This is a genomic window from Pseudomonas kielensis, from assembly GCF_014236655.1.
Taxonomy (GTDB): Bacteria; Pseudomonadota; Gammaproteobacteria; order Pseudomonadales; family Pseudomonadaceae; genus Aquipseudomonas; species Aquipseudomonas kielensis.
Window position 1 is genome coordinate 1 of record NZ_JACMYG010000029.1, and the last position, 17,932, is coordinate 17,932.

At 61.2% G+C, this 17,932-nt stretch carries 15 protein-coding genes; 7 read left to right on the forward strand and 8 right to left on the reverse strand.

Annotation, left to right across the window (positions count from 1 at the left end; all coding sequences use genetic code 11):
• The coding region (locus H7995_RS22115) for an ATP-binding protein (RefSeq protein ID WP_185818843.1) at positions 1-1,429 on the forward strand (1,429 nt) is incomplete at its 5' end.
• 134 nt (positions 1,430-1,563) lie between these two features.
• A complete protein-coding gene (locus tag H7995_RS22120) occupies positions 1,564-4,512 on the forward strand; it encodes an HD domain-containing phosphohydrolase (protein ID WP_185818844.1) in 2,949 nt (982 codons plus the stop codon).
• Here H7995_RS22120 and H7995_RS22125 read toward each other — a convergent pair whose 3' ends face one another.
• Positions 4,513-4,995 carry a GAF domain-containing protein gene (locus H7995_RS22125; RefSeq protein WP_185818845.1) on the reverse strand — a complete coding sequence of 161 codons (483 nt, stop codon included), beginning with the start codon at positions 4,993-4,995 and terminating at the stop codon, positions 4,513-4,515.
• The gene (locus tag H7995_RS22130) at positions 4,992-5,882 is read right to left on the reverse strand and encodes an ATP-binding protein (RefSeq protein WP_166590164.1); all 891 of its coding nucleotides are present in this window, start codon (positions 5,880-5,882) and stop codon (positions 4,992-4,994) included. The genes H7995_RS22125 and H7995_RS22130 overlap by 4 nt, the downstream gene beginning before the upstream one ends.
• Positions 5,883-6,044: 162 nt before the next feature.
• Here H7995_RS22130 and H7995_RS22135 point away from each other — a divergent pair, with 162 nt between their 5' ends.
• Positions 6,045-8,366: a hybrid sensor histidine kinase/response regulator gene (locus H7995_RS22135; protein WP_185818856.1), complete on the forward strand. Its 2,322-nt coding sequence runs from the start codon at positions 6,045-6,047 to the stop codon at positions 8,364-8,366.
• On the opposite strand, the gene H7995_RS22140 is transcribed toward H7995_RS22135, so the two are convergent.
• The 3 genes from H7995_RS22140 to msrB all read right to left on the reverse strand — a co-directional run bounded on the left by H7995_RS22140 (position 8,350) and on the right by msrB (position 9,841).
• Positions 8,350-8,811 (reverse strand): MarR family winged helix-turn-helix transcriptional regulator, encoded by a 462-nt coding sequence (locus H7995_RS22140; protein ID WP_166590163.1) that lies wholly within the window; start codon positions 8,809-8,811, stop codon positions 8,350-8,352. The genes H7995_RS22135 and H7995_RS22140 overlap by 17 nt on opposite strands.
• Positions 8,808-9,293 (reverse strand): glutathione peroxidase, encoded by a 486-nt coding sequence (locus tag H7995_RS22145; protein ID WP_166590162.1) that lies wholly within the window; start codon positions 9,291-9,293, stop codon positions 8,808-8,810. The genes H7995_RS22140 and H7995_RS22145 overlap by 4 nt, the downstream gene beginning before the upstream one ends.
• A gap of 152 nt (positions 9,294-9,445) precedes the next feature.
• A complete protein-coding gene (msrB, locus tag H7995_RS22150; RefSeq protein ID WP_159997279.1) occupies positions 9,446-9,841 on the reverse strand; it encodes a peptide-methionine (R)-S-oxide reductase MsrB in 396 nt (131 codons plus the stop codon).
• Positions 9,842-10,065: 224 nt separating this feature from the next.
• Here msrB and H7995_RS22155 point away from each other — a divergent pair, with 224 nt between their 5' ends.
• Together H7995_RS22155 and htpX are read left to right on the forward strand one after the other, a co-directional pair.
• Complete coding sequence (locus H7995_RS22155; protein WP_166590160.1) at positions 10,066-11,277, forward strand: pyridoxal phosphate-dependent aminotransferase; 1,212 nt, start codon at positions 10,066-10,068, stop codon at positions 11,275-11,277.
• Positions 11,278-11,592: 315 nt separating this feature from the next.
• The gene (gene htpX / locus H7995_RS22160) at positions 11,593-12,480 is read left to right on the forward strand and encodes a protease HtpX (RefSeq protein WP_095168127.1); all 888 of its coding nucleotides are present in this window, start codon (positions 11,593-11,595) and stop codon (positions 12,478-12,480) included.
• A gap of 104 nt (positions 12,481-12,584) precedes the next feature.
• On the opposite strand, the gene H7995_RS22165 is transcribed toward htpX, so the two are convergent.
• On the reverse strand, positions 12,585-13,241 hold the full coding sequence (locus H7995_RS22165; RefSeq protein ID WP_185818846.1) for a thiopurine S-methyltransferase: 657 nt from the start codon (positions 13,239-13,241) through the stop codon (positions 12,585-12,587).
• 103 nt (positions 13,242-13,344) lie between these two features.
• On the opposite strand from H7995_RS22165, the gene H7995_RS22170 reads away from it, so the two are divergent.
• The gene (locus H7995_RS22170; RefSeq protein WP_185818847.1) at positions 13,345-14,112 is read left to right on the forward strand and encodes a DODA-type extradiol aromatic ring-opening family dioxygenase; all 768 of its coding nucleotides are present in this window, start codon (positions 13,345-13,347) and stop codon (positions 14,110-14,112) included.
• A gap of 90 nt (positions 14,113-14,202) precedes the next feature.
• On the opposite strand, the gene H7995_RS22175 is transcribed toward H7995_RS22170, so the two are convergent.
• Positions 14,203-15,876: a DEAD/DEAH box helicase gene (locus H7995_RS22175; protein WP_095168122.1), complete on the reverse strand. Its 1,674-nt coding sequence runs from the start codon at positions 15,874-15,876 to the stop codon at positions 14,203-14,205.
• 421 nt (positions 15,877-16,297) lie between these two features.
• Between H7995_RS22175 and H7995_RS22180 the strand changes: the two genes are divergently transcribed.
• On the forward strand, positions 16,298-17,089 hold the full coding sequence (locus H7995_RS22180) for a crotonase/enoyl-CoA hydratase family protein (protein ID WP_166590157.1): 792 nt from the start codon (positions 16,298-16,300) through the stop codon (positions 17,087-17,089).
• Positions 17,090-17,110: 21 nt separating this feature from the next.
• Here H7995_RS22180 and H7995_RS22185 read toward each other — a convergent pair whose 3' ends face one another.
• The gene (locus tag H7995_RS22185) at positions 17,111-17,866 is read right to left on the reverse strand and encodes a spermidine synthase (RefSeq protein WP_166590156.1); all 756 of its coding nucleotides are present in this window, start codon (positions 17,864-17,866) and stop codon (positions 17,111-17,113) included.
• Between the last annotated feature and the right edge of the window lie 66 nt (positions 17,867-17,932).

The following is a 17,932-nucleotide window of genomic DNA, read 5'->3' on the forward strand; positions in this document are numbered from 1 at the left end:
CGTGATCGGCATGCTCGAACTGACCCTCGAACGTGACGAGCACAGCCTGCAGGATCGTCCGGCCATTGAAGTGGCCTACAACTCGGCCAAGGACCTGCTGGCGCTGATCGGTGACATTCTCGACATTGCCCGAATCGAATCCGGTCGCCTGAGCCTGGCGCCCGAACGGGTCAATCTCGGCGCAACCCTGGAAGCTGTGGTACGGGTCTTCGACGGACTCGCGCGGCAGAAGAAACTGACGCTGAGCCTCGACTTCCCCGACGCGGATGCGCAGCCGGATGTGCTGACCGACCCTTTGCGCCTGAAACAGATTCTGTCCAACCTGATCAGCAATGCCATCAAGTTTACCGAGCAGGGAGAAGTCAGCATCAAGGTCCGGTTGATGACGGTCGAGGGTGCCGACCACCAACAAATGGTCATGCACATCAACGATACCGGGATCGGCATCAGTGCAGACGACCAGCGCCGGTTGTTCGAGCCTTTCGCCCAGGCACAGCACACCGGACAATTGGCCAGGAGCGGTGCCGGCCTGGGCCTGGTGATCTGCCGCAGCCTGTGCGAAATGATGGGTGGCGACCTGCAACTGAGCAGCCAACCGGGCGTCGGCACCCAGGTCCGGGTTGATCTCCCCATGACGCCGATACCAGGAGCCTCCGTGCGGGAGCCAGCGCCGCCGCTGGTCGCACCTGGCCAGGCCAGCTTGAACGTGCTGGTGGTCGACGACCATCCGGCGAATCGCCTGCTGATGAGCCAGCAACTGGGGTTCCTGGGCCACCGTTGGGTCACGGCGAACGACGGTGCGCAAGGCTTGGCGGCCTGGCGAGAGGGCCATTTCGACCTGGTGATTGCCGACTGCAACATGCCGGTGATGAATGGCTATGAACTGTCCCGGGCCATCCGCAGGATCGAGCAGGATGAGCAACGAACACCGTGCACGGTGCTCGGTTTTACTGCCAACGCCCAGCCCGAGGAAAAACCTCGATGCCGCCAGGCGGGAATGAACGATTGCCTGTTCAAACCCATCAGCCTGGCGACACTGAGCCAGTGCCTGGAGACCCTGCAGCCGTTCAATGAAGAACCGGCCTTCAACCTGCAGAGCCTGCAAGCACTGACCGGTGGCGACCCGGTGCTGGTGCAGCGCCTGCTCACCGAGCTGCTCAACAGCAATCGCATCGATCGACAAGCATTGCTCAGCGTGTCACCAGGCTGCGGGCGCGAGGCGTTCATCGATATCGCCCACAAAATCAAAGGTGCGGCCCGCATCGTCCAGGCCACCAGGCTGATGGACAGCTGTGAAGCACTTGAGCGGATGTGCCACGAAGCGTTCACCGAGGCCAGCCTGGCAAGCTGCACCGAAGCGATACAGCAGGCGATGCTGGAACTGGAGCGAGCACTGCAACGTGAGATCACCCAGCAATCGCCGGCCTGACGCTTCCGGGCCACAGGTTAAGCCCTGTTGGCCCTGCCCCCCCCCCGGACAGCCTCGAGGATTCACGGCAGACCGTTGTGCCATTAACTATGCTTGTTCGCTGAGCCGTGCGTATCGATCATGGAGAGCCAGCAATGCCCAGCCCACTGCGCCCGGACAAACGGCGATTGCCGCTGCACGTGCACATCAGCGTGATGTTCACCCTGTTGCTGCTGTTCACGGGCGTTGTACTGGGTATTTTCAATTACCGACAAACCACCGAAATCATCCTCTCCAGCAGTGAGAAACTGTTCGAACGCATAGACCAGGACGTACGCAGGGACCTGCAAACCACCTACCAGCCCATTCGACGATTGCTCAGCCTGTTGGCAGAAAGCGTCGCGATCCAGGGCACGGACCTGGCGCACCGGCTGCCCCTGCTCAAACCCTTCAGCCAGTCCCTCAGGGACAATACCGAGCTGGCATCGCTGTACGTCGGTTATGCCGATGGCGATTTTTTCATGGTCCGTCCATTGCGCAGCGATGCACTGAAAAAAAACCTGCAGGCACCTGATGCCGCCGCCTTTCAGGTCTGGAGCATCGATCGTGACAGCCTCACCGGGCAAACCCGCTCACAATCCCTGTTCTATGACGCGACGCTGAACCAGATCGGGCGCCTGGATAATCCGCAGGAAGCCTATGACCCGCGCACCCGCGCCTGGTTCGACCGGGCCAACATCAGCCAAGAGCAAATCACCACCGAGCCCTACATCTTCTTTTCGACCCACAACATCGGCACGACGCTTGCCCGCCGCAGCGGCCCCAATGCCGTCGTAGGTGCCGACCTGACGCTGGCGCAGCTGTCCGCCACCCTGGCCAAGCACCAGGTAACGCCCGGCACCGAGGTCGCCCTGTTCGACGGCGACGGCAATGCTGTTGCCTACCCCGACAGCCGCAAGCTGATCATCGATGATCAAAAGGCCCACTTGGCCAAGGTCAAGGACTTGAGCCCGGCCCTGGCAGCCCTGTTCATGCATACGGCCAGCGGCAATCGCCTGGAGGTCGGCAACCGTCAATGGATCTTTGCCCGCAGCAGCATCCAGGAGGGTGGCCCGCGGGGGCTGAACCTGGCGGTGATGGTGCCCGAAGAGGAATTGCTGGTCGATGCCTATCGAATGCGCTGGCAGGGCGCCCTACTGACCCTGGCTATCTTGTTACTGTGCGTGCCACTGGGTTGGCTGACTTCCCGCATCCTGGTCAAACCGTTACGGGCACTGGTGCAGGAAGCCGACGCGATTCGCAGTTTTGATTTCAACTACCCGGTCACCCGCCGCTCGCCGGTGCTGGAAGTCGACCAGCTCAGCGTCTCCATGGCGCGCATGAAAGCGACGCTGGCCAGCTTCTTTGAAATCACCGACAGCCTGTCGGCAGAAACCCGCTTCGAGCCGCTGCTGCTAAGAGTCCTGGCGGAAACCGTGAAGATTGGCCAGGCCCAGGCGGGACTGATCTACCTGCGGGAAAATGAAGGCAACCGCCTCCAGCCCCATGGCTTGTTCATCGAGGGTGAATCCCACGACCTGTCGGCGTTCAACATCAAGGGTCACGACCCTGACGACACGCAGGCCCCTGCCTGGTTGCGCCCACTGACAAGCCAGAACGCCCTGGTGACTACCCTGGGATTCGAGCAGGCAGGCGACCTGCAAAGTGTCATGCTGGCGCTGCAGAGCCCCAGCGTGCACCTGATCGGCATTCGCCTGCACAACCGCCATAACGAAACGGTCGGCGTGCTGGTCCTGTTGCTGGCCGACAGCGGCGCGCAAGCGGACCTCGAAAAGCTGCGCCCCGACCGGATCGCCTTCATCCAGGCGGTCTCCGGCGCTGCGGCCGTCAGCATCGAAAGCCAGCGCCTGCAGCACAAGCAAAAACAGCTGCTGGACGCCTTCATCCAGTTGCTCGCAGGTGCGATCGATGCCAAGAGCCCCTACACCGGCGGCCACTGCCAACGGGTACCCGCACTGACCCTGATGCTCGCCCAGGCTGCCGCCGCCAGCCGGGCCCCGGAATTCGAGCGCTACAACCCCACCGACGATGAATGGGAAGCGCTGCACATTGCCGCCTGGTTGCACGACTGCGGAAAAGTCACCACTCCCGAATACGTGGTCGACAAAGCCACCAAGCTTGAGACCCTCACCGACCGCCTGCACGAGATCCGCACCCGTTTCGAGGTGCTCAAGCGCGATGCCTGGATCGACTACTGGCAGGGGCTCGCCCAGGGGGGCGATGAACAGATACTGGCTGCGACGCGCGACACCCGCCTGGCCGAGCTCGACGACGACTTTGCCTTTGTCGCCCGCAGTAACCTGGGGGGCGAGACCATGGCCGAGGCCGACCTGCAACGCTTGCACGCCATAGCCCAGCGCACCTGGACCCGCACCCTGGATGACCGGCTGGGACTGTCCTGGGAGGAAAACCGCCGTCAGGCACGTAGCCCAGCTCCCGTGCTGCCGGTCAGCGAGCCGCTGCTGGCGGATAAACCCGAACACCTGTTCGAGCGCAACAGTGCCGAGCTGATTCCAACGGACAACCCCTGGGGCTTCAAACTCGACGTACCGCCGCACAAATACAACCGTGGCGAGCTGTACAACTTGAGCATCACCCGCGGCACGCTGACCCGCGAGGAGCGCTACATCATCAACCATCACATGGTGCAAACAATCCTGATGCTCAGCCACCTGCCCTTCCCCGGGCACCTGAGCAACGTCATGGAGATTGCCGCCGGGCACCACGAAAAAATGGACGGCACCGGCTATCCCAGACAACTCACGCGGGAACAGATGAGCCTGCCGGCGCGGATGATGGCGATCGCCGATATTTTCGAAGCGCTGACTGCCGCAGACCGACCCTACAAGAAAGCCAAGACGCTCAGTGAGGCCCTGGGCATCATGGCGTTCATGTGCCGTGATGCCCACATCGACCCGCAGCTTTTTGCGCTGTTTATCGAGGAACAGATCTATCAGCAGTACGCCGACAGATACCTGGAGCCAGGGCAGATCGATGCCGTGGACCGGCAAGGCCTGCTGGCCAAAGCAGGCCTGGTCAGTTGATCAGCAGTCGGTAAGGCGCAGGAAGATTGCGGCCAGTTGCTCGATACCGGCCTGGTCGGCGACGCTGAAGCGCGCCAGTGATGGGCTATCCAGGTCCAGCACGCCGATCAGCCGACCGTCCTTGACCAGTGGCACCACCAACTCACTGTTCGACGCGCTGTCACAGGCAATGTGCCCGGCGAACGCATGCACATCCTCCACCCGCTGAGTCGTGAGCGTGGCCGCCGCAGCGCCACAAACACCCCGCCCGAAGGGGATCCGCACACAGGCAATCTGGCCCTGGAATGGCCCGAGCACCAGCTCTTCATCGCGGTTCAGGTAGAACCCGGCCCAGTTCAGGTCATCGAGCTGATGGAACAGGAACGCCGAGAACTGCGCGGCGTTGGCGATAAAATCTCGCTCATCGGCCAGCAACGACTCCAGCTGTGCGCAGAGCAGGCCATAACCGTCCAGGCCTGCGCCGCTGTTTTGCAAATCGATCATGCCTGTTGCTCCAACAATTTGAGCCCGACCCAATAGCGGGCGAACTGATAGGCGCAACGCCCGTTGCGGTTACCACGGCCAGTCGCCCAGCGCACCGCGAGGATTTCCAGCTCTTCATCCCGTTGCCAGGCCAGGCCGGCCTTGGTGGCCAACTCGCCGACCCAGTGTTCGACCACGTTGAGAAAGTGCTCCTGGGTAAAGGGGTAGAACGACAGCCACAGGCCAAAACGATCCGACAGCGCGATCTTGTCCTCCACCGCCTCACTGGGGTGCAGTTCGCCGTCGACCCTTTTCCAGTTTTCGTTATCGCTCTCTTTTTCCGGCACCAGGTGGCGCCGGTTGGAGGTGGCATACAGCAGAACGTTGTCCGGGGCCTGCTCCAGCGAGCCGTCGAGCACACTCTTGAGTACCCGGTAATCGCCCTCGCCCGCCTCGAAAGACAGATCGTCACAAAACAGCACAAAGCGTTGCGGCAACTTGGCGACCTGCTCCACCACCCGTGGCAGGTCCGCCAGGTGATCACGCTCGATCTCGATCAAGCGCAGCCCGCCCTTGGCATGCTCGGCCAACAACGCGCGCACCAGTGAAGACTTGCCCGTTCCTCGCGAGCCCCAGAGCAGAGCATGGTTGGCAGGCAGGCCATCGAGGAACTGGCGCGTATTGCGGCCCAGCTGTTCCAGTTGCTTGTCGACCCCGATCAGGTCGGTCAGGCGCATGTCCAGGCTGACCTCAAGTGGCAGCAGAAAACCACTGCGCCCCTCACGCTGCCAGCGGGCAGCCAGGCATTGTGTCCAGTCGATGGCACTGCGTGGCGCAGGCAGCAGCGGCTCGATACGAGCCAGAACCGCATCAGCGCGTTCAAGAAAGGCATTCAGTCGAGAATCCACGTCTTCTCCTCAAGGCAGTTCACAGTAATGATGGGCAGACCAAGCCGCTCCTGACGCCAGACACCATCCGAGTCGCGAGCCAGAGCGCTGCGCGCACGGCAAAACTCGGTAGCGATCAGCTATGCTTGGCCCAGAAGGGAAACGAAAGTGGCTGCGCACCCGATGGATATCAAGTTCACCAACCGCCTGTCCTATAAGCAAGCCAAGCTCACCGTGCTGGTCGGTTTTGTCCTGGGTATGCTGCTGAGTCTGCTGCAGATAGGGATCGATTATGCCAGCGAAGATGCTTCCATCAACCGGGAAATATTGTCGTTGCTGGAAATCAGCCACAGTCCCGCCTCCCGGATCGCCTACAACATCGACGCGGAACTGGCCCAGGAGTTGACGCTTGGCCTATTGCGCTCACCCGCGGTGATTGGTGCGCAACTGACCGACAATAACAACACCGTGCTGGCCAACGTCAAGCGTGCCCCCTCAGCCAGTTCTTACCGCGTGATCAGCGACTTCCTGTTTGGCGCCAATCGTCAATTCAAGGAGCGGCTGTTCCTCGAGCATCTGCCCGATGAGTCCCTCGGCACACTGCAACTGGAAGTCGATACCTACGCCTTCGGCAGCCGCTTCTTGCGCCGGGCCGAAGTCACCCTGCTCAACGGTTTCGCCCGCAGCCTGATCCTCAGTGGCATTCTCCTGGCGTTGTTCTATGTGATGCTGACCAAGCCGCTGGTACGGGTCATTCGTGAGCTGAGCGAGCGAGACCCGCGCATTGCCGAGCAACCGCCGCTGGAATGCCCGCTGCACCATCAGAACGATGAAATCGGAGTGCTGGTCAGGGTGGCCAACCAGCAGTTCGAAAGCATGACCACGGAAATCCAGCAGCGACGCGCCGCCGAAAATCGCCTGACCGACTACCTGGGTCAACTGGAGACCATCGTTTCCTCGCGAACCACCGAGTTGAAAGCGATCAATCGGCGCCTGACAACCTCCAACGAGGAACTGCAGATCGCGCGCCAGACAGCCCTGGACATGGCGCAGGCTCGCTCGGTGTTCCTGGCCAACATGAGCCATGAAATCCGCACGCCCCTCAACGGCCTGCTGGGCATGATCGCCTTGTCCCTCGACAGCCCCTTGAATGCCGAGCAGCGCCAGCAACTGGCGATTGCCCACGACTCCGGCAAAGTACTGGTGGAATTGCTCAACGATATTCTCGACCTGTCGAAGTTCGATGCGGGCCAACTGGAACTCGAACACATTCCCTTCGACCTCGGCTCATTGATCGAGGACACCGCCAACCTGCTCTCGCAGAACGCGGCACCCAGTGTCGAGCTGACCTGCCTGATCGACCCGCACTTTCCCGCCCAGGTGATTGGCGACCCGACACGGGTTCGGCAAATCGTCAGTAACCTGCTGTCCAATGCCCTCAAATTCACCCGCTTCGGCCGCGTCGATGTGCGCCTCAGTTCCTGGGAGGATGGCGTTCGGATCGAAGTCTGCGACACCGGTATCGGCATTGCCCAGGATGCCCAGGTCAAGATCTTCCAACCCTTTACCCAGGCCGGCGCCGGCATTACGCGCCAGTTCGGCGGCACCGGGCTGGGGCTGGCCCTGACCTTCAACCTGTGCAACGTCATGCAAGGCCGCCTGAGCATCAGTTCGGAGTCGGGTTTTGGCAGCCAGTTCTGTGCCGACCTGCCACTGCCCGCGCACACTCGCGCCACACCGCCGGCCCGCCTGCAGGGCAAGGTCGTGGCCATCACGGCGGCCAGCAGTGGCCTGGCCGAGTTGTTGCGCAGTCTGCTGCCCGGATGGGGCCTGGACTACCAGCAGCGCAGCCTCGATGACTCTTTGCACGGTCTGGACCCCGATGTACTGATTACCGACTGCCCACCCTGCCTGTTCGAATTGCGCTCGACGTTCTCCGCACCGATCTTGCTGGTGACAGCCTACGGCAACTTCATGCCCAGCGAAGAAAGCGCCGCCCTTGCTCCTCTGCAACAACAAGCCCGCCCGCTGGCGCGCAATGCGCTGTACCAGACCTTGCGCCGGGCCTTGAACGTGGAAAGCGCTGGGGATAACCGGGCGCCCGAACAAACGCCGTCGCCTCCACGCCGCGGGCGAATCCTGTTGGTGGAGGACAACCCGGTCAATCAACTGGTGGCCAAAGGCATGCTAAGCAAACTGGGCAGTGACGTGATTGTGGTGTCCCACGGCGCCGAGGCACTCGACCAACTGGAACTCAGCCACTTTGACCTGGTGCTGATGGACTGCAACATGCCGGTCATGGACGGCTATGAAGCCAGTCGGCATATCCGGCGCAGCGGTCGCTGGCCGGACCTGCCGATTGTCGCCTTGACCGCCAATGCCATGCCCGAGGAACGGGAGCGCTGTCGCGCGGCCGGGATGAACGACTACTTGGCCAAACCCTTTCGCCGCGAGGAACTCGCCGCGCTGCTGGACCTGTGGATACCGCTCAGGAAAGCCCCTTGATCTGCTCCAGCAACTGATCGAGCCCCGCACGCAATTGCGTCAGTTGCTGAAGATCGATGCCGCTGTCGCACAACAACCTGGTCTTGAGGGGGCCGACCTGCTCACGCAATGCACTACCGGCCGGCGACAGGCTCAGGTGCACTTCCCGTTCGTCACGCGCCGAACGTTGGCGCTGGACGAACTGCATCTGCTCCAGGCGCTTGAGCAAGGGGGTCAGCGTTCCGGAATCCAGCGCCAGGCGTTCGCCCAACGCCTTGACCGTGGGTTGCTCAGGCGGCTGTTGCTGCCACTCCCACAACACCAGCATCACCAGGTACTGCGGATAGGTCAGGCCCAAGGGCTCGAGCAAGGGCTTGTAGCTCCGGATCACCGCTCTGGAGGCCGCGTACAGCTTGAAGCAGAGCTGGTCATCCAGCGCCAGCGAATCAACGGACAGGTCATTCATTTGAGCAGGGCTTCAATCTCGCGTGTCAGGTCCTGCGGCTTGGTCGCGGGGGCAAAACGCTTGACCAGGTTGCCGTCCTTGCCGATCAGGAATTTGGTGAAGTTCCATTTGATGCCTTGGGACCCCAACACGCCGGGGGCGCGCTTCTTCAACTGAACAAACAGCGGATGGGCGTCGCTGCCATTGACGTCGATCTTTTTGAACAGCGGAAAACTGACACCGAAGTTCAATTCGCAGAACTCGGAGATCGCCCCCTCGTTACCCGGTTCCTGCTTGCCGAACTGATTGCAGGGAAAACCAAGCACCACCAGGCCCTGATCCTTGTAGGCCTGCCACAATGCCTCCAGTCCCTTGTACTGCGGGGTGAAGCCACATTTGCTGGCAGTGTTGACCACCAACACCGCCTTGCCGGCGTAATCGGCGAGGGTCTTTTGCTCCCCCTTGATCGTGGTGCACGGGATGTTGAGCAGGTTGTCGGTCATGGCACAGCTCCGATTAATAGGCAGTGGCGACAAACATAGCGAGCAATTGGATTGTACGCAATTTAATTAACCAAAAACCGACCGGGAGTACCGGCCGGCTAACGAGCGCCGGCTGCCGGGAGCACACCTTCGCCGGCCGGCCAGCACCTGCCTCAGTCGCGCGGCACCAGATCCAGGCACACGGAGTTGATGCAATAGCGCAGGCCAGTGGGCGGCGGGCCGTCCGGGAACACATGACCCAGGTGCGCCTCACACTTGGCGCAAACCACTTCCGTGCGGATCATGCCGTGGCTGACATCGCGGATCTCGACCATGGCACTGGCGCCGATCGGCTCGTAGAAACTTGGCCAGCCGCAGCCGGAATCGAACTTTGCCCGGGAGTCGAACAGCGGCTCGTTGCAGCAGATGCAATGATAGACACCCGCGGTTTTGGTCGCGTTGTACTTGCCCGAGAACGGTCGCTCGGTGCCCTTGAGACGGCACACGTTGTACTGCTCCGGATCGAGCATGGCCCGCCATTCTTCCAGGGTTTTCTGGATCTTTTCCATTGTCCTACCTCAGCAACTGAAAAAGCCCGATCTGTACCTTTTCCACGGATCGGGCGGCACGTATGATTGCGCCTCGTCAAACACCAGTCTGGCAGCCGCGTTACACGCATTCAAACGGATTTTGGTGCACCGCTCCGAGGCGCCGGGCTCGTGTGAGAACGCAGGATTCCCAGTACGGTAGTTCATACAACGTCTGGATCGTTCATTTTCGGGAACACATCGCCATGCAGGTCAGCAAATCGAACAAGCTCGCCAACGTCTGTTATGACATTCGCGGCCCGGTGCTCAAGCACGCCAAACGCCTGGAAGAGGAAGGCCATCGCATCCTCAAGCTGAACATCGGCAACCCGGCACCCTTTGGTTTCGAAGCACCTGATGAAATCCTCCAGGACGTCATCCGCAACCTGCCGACTGCCCAGGGCTACAGCGACTCCAAAGGCCTGTTCAGCGCGCGCAAGGCGGTGATGCAGTACTACCAGCAGAAGCAGGTCGAAGGTGTCGGTATCGAGGACATCTACCTGGGCAATGGCGTTTCCGAGCTGATCGTGATGTCGATGCAGGCCTTGCTCAACAACGGCGACGAAGTGCTGGTGCCGGCGCCCGATTACCCGCTGTGGACCGCTGCGGTGAGCCTGGCCGGTGGCAACCCGGTGCATTACCTGTGCGACGAACAGGCCGACTGGTTCCCTGACCTGGCTGACATCAAGGCCAAGATCACCCCCAACACCAAAGCCCTGGTGATCATCAACCCGAACAACCCGACCGGCGCGGTGTACTCGCGCGAAGTCCTGCTGGGCATGCTCGAACTGGCGCGCCAACACAACCTGGTGGTGTTCTCCGACGAGATCTACGACAAGATCCTCTACGACGATGCTGTGCACATCTGCACCGCTTCGCTGGCACCGGACCTGCTGTGCCTGACCTTCAACGGCCTGTCCAAGTCCTACCGGGTGGCGGGTTTCCGTTCCGGCTGGATCGCCATCTCCGGGCCCAAGCAACACGCCCAGAGCTACATCGAAGGCATCGACATGCTGGCCAACATGCGCCTGTGCGCCAACGTGCCGAGCCAGCACGCGATCCAGACGGCGCTGGGTGGCTACCAGAGCATCAACGACCTGGTGCTGCCCCAGGGGCGGCTGTTGGAGCAACGCAACCGTACCTGGGAGCTGCTCAATGACATTCCTGGCGTCAGTTGCGTGAAGCCGATGGGGGCGCTGTACGCGTTCCCGCGGATCGATCCGAAAGTCTGCCCGATCCACAATGATGAAAAATTCGTGCTCGACCTGCTGCTCTCGGAAAAACTGCTGGTGGTGCAGGGCACCGCGTTCAACTGGCCGTGGCCTGACCATTTCCGTGTCGTCACCCTGCCCCGCCTGGATGACCTGGACATGGCCATCGGCCGGATTGGCAACTTCCTGAAATCCTATCGCCAGTAATCGACTTGTTGCCGAGGCGAGTATCGACTCGTCCTCGGTGATTGATTCAGCAACATATCCCCCGCCTTTCGACTACTCTCTGCGCCTTGTGTACGGGCGCCGCCTCATCTGTGGCTGCAACCCAATAGCACCGGGCATTGCGTAGGAAAAAACCGACCCAATATGGCTTTAGACGATACGAAAAATGTCCTGCAACCCACTAGAATCTGGCTGTAGGACACAGTTTGAAATAGTCACCCGGTTGAATAGCCCGGTGCAGCACCTTATATACCCCGCAGTAAGCTACATCTTTAGCATGAGGAGATTTCTACAACCATGATGCGCATCCTGCTGTTTTTGGCCACTAACCTGGCGGTCGTGCTGATTGCCAGCATCACCCTGAGCCTTTTCGGCTTCAACGGGTTCATGGCGGCCAACGGGGTTGATCTCAACCTCAATCAGCTGCTGATTTTCTGTGCGGTCTTTGGTTTCGCCGGTTCCCTGTTCTCGCTGTTCATCTCCAAGTGGATGGCGAAGATGAGCACCAGCACCCAAATCATCAGCCAGCCGCGCACTCGCCATGAACAATGGTTGCTGCAAACCGTTGAGCAACTGTCCCGCGAAGCCGGGATCAAGATGCCGGAAGTCGGTATTTTCCCGGCTTACGAGGCCAACGCATTTGCCACCGGCTGGAACAAGAACGATGCACTGGTTGCGGTCAGCCAGGGCTTGCTCGAACGTTTCTCGCCGGACGAAGTGAAAGCGGTCCTGGCCCACGAGATCGGCCACGTAGCCAACGGTGACATGGTCACCCTGGCGCTGGTCCAGGGCGTGGTGAACACCTTCGTGATGTTCTTTGCGCGGATCATCGGCAACTTTGTCGACAAGGTGATCTTCAAGAACGAAGAAGGCCAGGGCATCGCCTACTACATCGCGACCATCTTCGCTGAATTGGTCCTGGGCTTCCTGGCCAGCTCGATCGTCATGTGGTTCTCGCGCAAACGCGAGTTCCGTGCCGACGAAGCCGGTGCTCGCCTGGCGGGTACCAGCGCCATGATCGGCGCCCTGCAGCGCCTGCGCTCGGAGCAAGGCCTGCCGGTGCACATGCCGGACACCCTGAATGCCTTCGGCATCAACGGTGGCCTCAAGCAAGGGTTCGCTCGCATGTTCATGAGCCACCCGCCGCTGGAAGAGCGTATCGACGCGCTGCGTCGTCGCGGTTGATCCGCCCGGCGCAATAACAAAAAGGCCCGCAGCGATGCGGGCCTTTTTTGTTTGTCCTGAGCGGGCGCCTTGCTCGCGATGTGGTCGGCACAGTCAACGCAAAGCTAACGAGGGGAAATCCGGTACACCCGCTCCACAAGCCGCGTCACCCCGGCCTGCAGGAACTTCCCGCCCTCACCCAGTACATCCTGCTCCTGCAGCTCTTGCGTCCGCCAGGCACGCCCCAACAAGCGCTGCACCTCGTCATCCGCCACGGCAAACGGTGGTCCTGGCAACTGCGCCTGATCGTAATCCAGAGTAATTAGCAACCCGCGCAACTCGGCCGGCAAGATCTGCTGCAGATGCGCGGCATAACGCTCGCGCATCGACGGCGGCAAGGCGATCAGCGCTGCGCGATCGTACAGCGCAGCACAATCAGCCACATCCCGTGCTGCCAGCGCAAAAAAATCGCCACACCACAGCTCGATGGCCCCGGCACGATAGACCCTGAACGCGCCCACATCGCTCACTTCTGGCGTTAACTGCTGCTCGCTGAAGAAGTCTTCGACAGCCGTTTGTGAAATTTCAATTCCAAGCACCGGGTGCCCCTGCCCTGCCAGCCACAGCAGGTCCAGACTCTTACCACACAGCGGGACCAGCACACGCGCCCGCGCAGGGACCGCCAGGTCCGGCCAGTGTTGCTGCAAATATGGATTGACTTGCGGCTGGTGAAAACCGATCTGGTTCGAAGCCCACTTCTTGTGCCAAAACTCCGGCTGCATAAATCACCCTGAAAATTCGATCAATAGGCACTAAAACTTATATTAGATTTAGATCAATGATCTGACTGAAGATGCAGCTATCTTACCGCTCAGGACCGCCTTCATGCTCCCCTGCCTGTTTATCTCCCACGGCTCACCGATGCTGGCGCTGGAACCCGGCGCCAGCGGGCCGGCACTGGCGCGCCTGGCCCGCGAGCTGCCAACCCCCAAGGCCATCGTGATTGTCTCAGCGCACTGGGAAAGTCAGGACCTGCGGGTCAGCAGCGGCGCACAACCAGAAACCTGGCACGACTTTGGTGGCTTTCCGGCCGCCCTGTTCGCCGTGCAATACCCCGCACCCGGTCAGCCGGAGCTGGCGGCACAAGTGGCCGAACTGCTCAAGGCTGATGGCCTGGTGGCGCAACTGGACGGGCAGCGTCCGTTCGATCATGGGGTCTGGGTGCCGTTGTCGCTGATGTATCCGCGCGCCGACATCCCCGTGGTGCAGGTGTCACTGCCAAGCCATGCCGGTCCGGCGCTGCAGACCCGGATTGGTCATGCACTGGCCAGCCTGCGCAAACAAGACGTGCTGTTGATCGGCTCCGGCAGCATCACCCACAACCTGCGAGAGCTGGACTGGCACGCCGGCCCCGAGAGCGTCGAGCCATGGGCCCGTGAGTTCCGTGACTGGATGATCGACAAGCTGGCGGCCAACGATGAAGCGGCGCTGCATGACTACCGCCAGCAGGCACCCAACGCGGTGCGCAGTCACCCGAGTGACGAGCACCTGTTGCCGCTGTATTTTGCCCGCGGTGCCGGCGGCACATTCAGCGTGGCGCACACAGGCTTCACCCTGGGCGCGCTGGGCATGGACATCTATCGTTTTGGCTGACCCCTGCCCCTGGGCAGCAAACAGCAGGCAAAAAAAATCCCCGAACCAGTCGGGGATTTTTTATCGCAGATCAATCAGCCCAGGGGCGGATCAATCTTCGCGGTAGCGACGCAGTTTCAGCTGCTTACCGGCAACACGAGTGTCCTTCAGCTTGGTCAGCAGTTTCTCCAGACCATCTTCCGGCAGCTCTACCAGCGAGAAGCTGTCACGCACCTGGATGCGACCGATTGCTTCGCGAGCCAGACCACCCTCGTTAAGGATGGCGCCCAACAGGTTCTTGGCAGCGATACCGTCACGCGCACCCAGCGCGGTACGGCAACGAGCACGACCTTCGGCCAGCGGGATCGGTGCACGACGCTCACGATCACCACGGTCCGGACGATCACCGGTACGCTCTGGACGGTCGCCACGCGGTGCATTGTTCGGCACCAGTGGACGCTCCTTCTCGATCGCAGCCAGGGTCAGCGCTTGACCGTTGGTAGCCTTGCGCAGCAGGGCTGCGGCCAGGGCACGCGGGCTGCAACCGATGTCGGCGGTCAGGCGATCAAGCAGATCACCGTGGGTCGACTCGGCATCAGCAACCAGCGGCGCCAGGCTGTTGGTCAGTTTCTTGATGCGCGCATCGAGAACTGCCTGGGCGTCCGGCAGGCGAACTTCAGCAACTTTCTGCCCGGTTACACGCTCGATTACTTGCAGCATGCGGCGCTCACGAGGAGTCACCAGCAGCAGCGCACGACCTTCGCGACCGGCACGGCCGGTACGGCCGATACGGTGAACGTAGGATTCCGGATCGTACGGCATGTCAACGTTGAACACGTGAGTGATGCGCGGAACGTCCAGGCCACGAGCAGCAACGTCGGTCGCCACAACGATGTCCAGACGGCCATCCTTGAGGGAGTCGATCACGCGCTCACGCTGGTTCTGGGCAATGTCACCGTTCAGCGCAGCAGCTTTGTAGCCTTTGGCTTCCAGGGCGCTGGCCAGGTCCAGGGTCGCTTGCTTGGTCCGCACGAACATGATCAGTGCGTCGAAATCTTCCACTTCCAGCAGGCTCAATACAGCCGAGGTCTTCTGGTCAGCGTGAACCAACAGGTGAGCCTGTTCGATCGCGGTAACGGTCTGAGTCTTGGTCTGGATCTTCACGTGTTGCGGATCGCGCAGGTGGCGTTCAGCAATGGCACGGATCGACTGCGGCAAGGTGGCCGAGAACAATACGGTCTGACGGGTAGCTGGCAGTGCCTTGAAGATGACTTCCAGGTCGTCCATGAAGCCCAGCTTGAGCATTTCGTCGGCTTCGTCGAGAACCAGGTGGTTCACGGTCGACAGGACTTTCTCGTCGCGACGCAGGTGGTCGCACAGACGGCCCGGCGTGGCGACAACAATCTGTGCGCCATTACGGATTGCTTTCAATTGTGGGCCCATCGGCGCGCCGCCGTAGACAGCCACAACAGTTACGCCTGGCATTTGCTTGGCGTAGGTTTCAAAAGCGGTTGCAACTTGCAGCGCCAACTCTCGGGTTGGCGCCAGGATCAGGGCTTGCGGCTCGCGCTTGGCAGGATCGATGCAGTGCAGGATAGGCAGGGCGAACGCGGCGGTTTTACCGGTACCGGTTTGCGCCTGGCCAATCATGTCTTGGCCGGCCATGATGATCGGGATCGATTGCTGCTGAATAGCCGAAGGCTCTTCGTAGCCGGTCGCAATGACGGCTGCCAGAATATTCGGATTAAGATTAAAAGCGGCGAAGCCGCCGGTTTCCTGGGTCATGGGTCTGCCTCTAAGTGCATCCGCAAAGACCCATGCTCCAAAGCTGCGCGTGCCGTGTTGAGACTCAAGAGTCGCCCTGGCAGCTTTGTCGGCGGGGATTTGCGAAAACGAATGAATGAAAAGAATCGTCAAGGAAGAGTCCGCAGTGCGGACGTGCAGCCGAAGCTGACTTCGGGGAATTGCTCTACCTAAACGCGGCCCGGCTAAAGGCCGGCGCGCACTATACCGGAATTAGCTGAAAAAGGGAGCTTTTTTTATCGGAAAAAGCCTGTGAACGCAGGACTGTCACAGCTTTTGCGGATATTCGCGCGACGGTCTATTTTTCAAAGGCCCGGCCCTGCTGGTCATCGCGCTTAATCGGTTCATCTTGCAGGCCGCAACCTTTGGTCCGATGCCTCCTTTCCCTCCGAGGATTTACCCCATGAATCAACCGGATAAGAGTCGTGTCAGCCTGGAACGACGGGGTCACGTCCTGTTGATCGGGCTGGATCGGGTCGCCAAGCGTAACGCATTCGACCTGGACCTGCTGAACGCCTTGAGCCTGGCCTATGGCGAGTTCGAGGCCGACTCGCAGGCCCGGGTTGCCGTGGTGTTTGCCCATGGCGAGCACTTCACTGCCGGCCTCGACCTGGTGAGTGCCAGCGGCGCACTGACCCAGGGCTGGCAGGTTCCGAGCGGCGGCTGCGATCCGTGGGGCGTATTCGTCGGCCCCAGGGTCAGCAAACCGGTGATCGTGGCCGCCCACGGGTATTGCCTGACCATCGGCATCGAACTGATGCTGGCGGCGGACATCAACCTGTGCGCCAGCAACACCCGCTTTGCGCAGATGGAAGTCCAGCGCGGGATCTTTCCCTTCGGCGGCGCCACCTTGCGCCTGCCTCGACTGTCGGGCTGGGGCAATGCCATGCGCTGGTTGTTGACCGGAGACGAATTCGACGCTCACGAAGCGTTGCGCCTGGGGCTGGTGCAGGAAGTCATGGCCAGCGAGGACCTGCTGCCGCGCGCCATTGAACTGGCTGAACGCATCGCCCGCCAGGCGCCGCTGGGCGTGCAAGCCACATTGCAGTCGGCACGCCAGGCCCACCTTGAAGGTGAAGCCGCGGCGGCGGCGAGTTTGCCAGCGTTGGCCAAGGAACTGTTGAACAGCGAGGATGCCAGGGAAGGCGTGCGGTCGCTGATCGAAAAACGAGCGGGGGTGTTCAAAGGCTGCTAAACCACCCCCCTTGGCGCGCCTTCAGGTGGCGGGGCGAATGGCCTTGATCAGGTTCTGCAACGAGTAACCCAGGCGCGGGGCCAGGGCTTCGGCGCGGGCGGTAAGCCCGTGCATGTCCAGCTCCTGGTCAAGCTCTGCCGGCACGATCAGGATCACATTGCCCTCCTTCACCGGCAGCTCCCAATAGTGGCGGTGATACAACCCGCGCAGCAGCGCCGCCCCCAATGGCTTGCCATCATCGGTAGCCCATTGGTTGATCACCAGCCAACCGCCCGGATTCAGGCGTTTCTGGCAGTTTTCCAGGAAGTTCCACGCCAGATGCCCGACACCCGGCCCGACATCGGTGTACAGGTCAACGAAGATCAGATCCGCCGGCTCGGCGGTTTCCAGCAGATCGAGCGCATCGCCAATGCGGATGTACAGCCGCGGGTCATCGTCCAGGCCCAGGTATTCGATGGCCAGGCGCGGTACATCCGGGCGCAGTTCGATGGCCTCCACGTCTTCCAGCGGCAGGAACTTCAGACAGGCCTGGGTCAGGGTGCCGGCGCCCAGCCCGAGGAACAACGCGCTGTCCGGCTGTTCGTGGCACAGCGCGCCAATCAGCATGGCGCGGGTGTAGTCATACTCCAGCCAGCTGGGGTCGGCGGTGAACACGCAGCTCTGCTCGATGGCGTCGCCAAATTCGAGGAAGCGGTAATCCGCCACTTCCAGCACCCGGATCATGCCGAACTCATCGTGCACTTCGGCGAGCAGATGCTCGACGCGCTCCTCAGTCATTTCGTCTCCTGGTCGTTGCCCGGCCAGTCCCGAGACAACGTAATCATTCGTTCCGCGTTAGGCGGC